The sequence below is a fragment of the Bradyrhizobium sp. genome, from assembly GCF_019242285.1.
Taxonomy (GTDB): Bacteria; Pseudomonadota; Alphaproteobacteria; order Rhizobiales; family Xanthobacteraceae; genus Bradyrhizobium.
This window is the reverse complement of sequence record NZ_JAFAVV010000406.1, coordinates 1-3,232: the sequence shown is the minus strand read 5'-3', so window position 1 is coordinate 3,232 and position 3,232 is coordinate 1. Positions and strand designations below refer to the sequence as shown.

3 protein-coding genes are annotated in these 3,232 nt (G+C 67.1%); all 3 read left to right on the top strand.

Features of this window, described 5'->3' with window-relative positions; all coding sequences use genetic code 11:
* Nucleotides 1–70 precede the first annotated feature (70 nt).
* The 3 genes from JOY90_RS15740 (at nt 71) to JOY90_RS15730 (ending at nt 3,196) form a co-directional block, all read left to right on the top strand.
* Nucleotides 71–940 carry a MoxR family ATPase gene (locus JOY90_RS15740; RefSeq protein WP_291692039.1) on the top strand — a complete coding sequence of 290 codons (870 nt, stop codon included), beginning with the start codon at nt 71–73 and terminating at the stop codon, nt 938–940.
* The gene (locus tag JOY90_RS15735) at nt 937–2,142 is read left to right on the top strand and encodes a VWA domain-containing protein (protein WP_291692038.1); all 1,206 of its coding nucleotides are present in this window, start codon (nt 937–939) and stop codon (nt 2,140–2,142) included. Before JOY90_RS15740 ends, JOY90_RS15735 begins: the two co-directional genes overlap by 4 nt.
* Nucleotides 2,143–2,359: 217 nt before the next feature.
* A complete protein-coding gene (locus tag JOY90_RS15730) occupies nt 2,360–3,196 on the top strand; it encodes an XdhC family protein (protein WP_291692037.1) in 837 nt (278 codons plus the stop codon).
* Nucleotides 3,197–3,232 lie beyond the last annotated feature (36 nt).

Genomic DNA, 3,232 nt, shown 5'->3' with positions numbered 1-3,232 from the left:
CCCCGCAAGGGGGGAGGGAGCGCACCGTTAGCGCGGCTATCACAGTCGCCAACTGCATCGCACGTTAAAGATGAAAGACCGAGATCAAATCACAAACGCCCTCGCCGCATCCGGCTACATCGCCGATGCAGAGCTTGCGACCGCGATCGCGCTGATGCAGATGCTGAAGCGACCGCTGCTGCTCGAGGGCGAGGCGGGTGTCGGCAAGACCGAGGTTGCGAAGGCGCTCTCCGCCGTGCACGGAACTGAATTGATCCGCCTGCAATGTTATGAAGGGCTCGACCAGTCGTCGGCGCTCTATGAATGGAACTACCAGCGCCAGCTCCTCGCGATCGAGGCGCATCGCGGCCATGCCGAAGCGATCGAGGACCAGATCTTCTCGGAAAGATATCTGCTGGAGCGGCCGCTGCTCGCGGCGATCCGCCGTGACCGGCCCCCGGTGCTCCTGATCGACGAGATCGACCGCGCCGATGACGAGTTCGAAGCGTTCCTGCTCGAACTACTGTCCGATTTCCAGGTCTCGATCCCCGAGCTCGGCACCATCAGGGCGACCACCGTCCCGCATGTGGTGCTGACCTCGAACGGCACCCGCGAATTGTCCGATGCGCTGCGGCGGCGCTGCCTCTATCACTATGTCGATTATCCCGACGTCGACCGCGAGGCCCGCATCATCCTGGCGCGTGTCGCCGGCGCCGACACGTCGCTGGCGTTGCAGATCGCACGAATGGTGGAAGGCATCCGGAAGGAGGAGTTGCGCAAGGTGCCCGGCGTCGCCGAGACACTGGACTGGGCCGCCGCGCTGGTCGGGCTCGACGTCCGCGATCTGCATGACGCGCCGGAGACCGTGCACGAAACCCTGATGTGTCTGCTCAAGACTCATGAGGATAAGGCGCGGCTGACGCGCGAGGTCAGCCAGCGCCTGCTGGGGAAAGTCGCATGAGCTGCTGCGGCACCAGCCCCGATATCCATGAGATCGACGCGGTCTCGCGCCTGGTCGCGAGCCGGCTCGCCGCTTTCCTGCGCACCCTGCGCGACAACGGCTTTGCGGTCGGATTGGCCGAGGGACAGGATGCCGCGGCGCTGATGGCGTCGGGCTATGCGGCCAAGCCGGGTCTGCTGCGCTCGGCGCTGAAGCATCTGTGCTCGGCACGGAAGTCCGACTGGGAAAAATTCGATGCGCTGTTCGAGGCGTTCTGGCTGGGCAGGCGCGTGCGCTCGCGTTCGGTCACGATGGGCTCGGCCAAGGCGGCGAACAATCCATCGCTCAAAGGCCTGCAAGAGCGCGCCGAGCGCGGCGGCGATCACTCGGCGACCGACCAGGTGCCGTCCTCCGACGCCGCGCCGGAAGCGCGCGGCGGCGAAGGCCGTATGGACGGCGCCTCCCGCGCGGAGAACCTGGCCGAGGTCGATTTCCGAAAGCTCGCCGACCCCGACCAGATCGCGCAGGCGCATGAAGCAGCCGCGCGGCTCGCGCGGACGATGCGCACGCGCCTGACGCGACGCGACCTCGCGCGGCGTCACGGCGATCGCCTCGATCTCCGCCGCACCATCCACAGGAATATCAGCCATGGCGGCGTGCCGATCGCGCTGGTGAAGCGTCAGCGCAAGGAGAAGCCGTTGCGGCTCGTGGTGCTGCTCGACGCCTCCGGCTCGATGAGCATGTATACCGGCATGTTCCTGCGCTTCGTCCATGGCGTGCTCGACGCGTTCCGCGAGGCCGAGGCGTTCCTGTTCCACACCCGCCTCGCCCATGTCTCCGACGCCATGAAGGAGAAGGACGCCGCGCGCGCGCTCGACCGGCTCTCGATCCTGGCGCAGGGCACAGGTGGCGGCACCAGGATCGGCGAAAGCCTGCACACGTTCAACCGCTGGCACGCGGCGCGGGTGATCCATTCGCGTACCTGCGTGATGATCGTCTCTGATGGCTATGAGACCGGCGACGCGGCCTTGCTCGGACGCGAAATGGCTCAGCTCGCGCGGCGCTGCCGCCGCATCGCCTGGCTCAATCCGATGTTGGGCTGGGATGGCTACGCACCGGAGGCCAAGGGCATCCAGGCCGCGTTGCCTCATGTCGATCTCTACGCACCCGCGCACACGCTGGCATCGCTCGCGGCGCTCGAGCCGTATCTGGCGAGGTTGTGATGATGGTCAGCGGAGTTGAAATAACATGGGATCACGTTGGCGCGGCACCGGCGCTGCGCGCCCCTCCCCCTTGCGCGGAGGGGTTGGGGGTGGGGGTCCGCGTCGGCAGTTTTTCCTGGGTACCCCCCTCCCTAACCCTCCCCCACAAGGGGGGAGGGAACGCACTGTTGCTGTTGCGACAGTGCGATCTCCAAGTGCTGCATGGGAGGAGGCGCCCATGACCGCCATCCCCGAAGTGCTCGATCTCGCCGCGCAACTGAAGGCCGCTGAGGAAAGCTTTGTGCTCGCCACCGTCGTGCGCACGGTGTCGGTGACGGCGGCGAAGGCCGGCGCGAAGGCGATCATCCGTCCTGACGGCTCGATCGTCGCCGGCTGGATCGGCGGCGGCTGCGCCAGGGGGGCGGTGCTGAAGGCGGCACGCGAAGCTTTGGCAGACGGCTGTCCGCGCATGGTCTCGGTGCAGCCGGAGAACCTGCTGGCCGAGCTCGGCGTCAGAGCCGGCGAGACGCGCGAGGGCGTGAAGTTCGCCAGCAACATGTGCCCGAGCAAGGGCACCATGGACATCTTCGTCGAGCCGGTGCTGCCGCATCCGTCGCTCGTTATTCTCGGCGCAAGCCCGGTGGCGCTGTCGCTCGCCACGCAGGCGCGGACGCTCGGCTATCACGTCACTCTGGCCGCGCCCGCGGCCGATCTTCGCAACGCGCCCGAGGTCGACATGCTGATCGACAGCTTTCAGCTCGGCGCGCTCACAGAGGCCAAGCGCTTCGTCGTGGTGTCGACCCAGGGCAAGGGCGACGAGGCGGCGCTCCGTGCGGCAGTCGGCACGGAGGCCATCTATCACGCCTTCGTCGGCAGCCGCCGCAAGATGGCATCTCTGCGCGACAAGCTGATCGCCGACGGCGCCGATCCCGCGACACTCGATCGTATCAAGGCGCCGGCCGGGCTCGATCTCGGCGCCATCACGCCGGAGGAGATCGCGATGTCGATCCTCGCCGAGATCACGCTCGCGCGGCGGCGTGGCCAGCGCGACCCGAATCCATCGCTCAACGAGTAGAGACACTCATCATGCAGATGAACGATAGCCAGCGTA

Coding starts and splice junctions, on each gene's coding strand:
- JOY90_RS15730 (WP_291692037.1), top strand. CDS start 2,360: ATGACCGCCATCCCCGAAGTGCTCGATCTCGCCGCGCAACTGAAGGCC.
- JOY90_RS15735 (WP_291692038.1), top strand. CDS start 937: ATGAGCTGCTGCGGCACCAGCCCCGATATCCATGAGATCGACGCGGTC.
- JOY90_RS15740 (WP_291692039.1), top strand. CDS start 71: ATGAAAGACCGAGATCAAATCACAAACGCCCTCGCCGCATCCGGCTAC.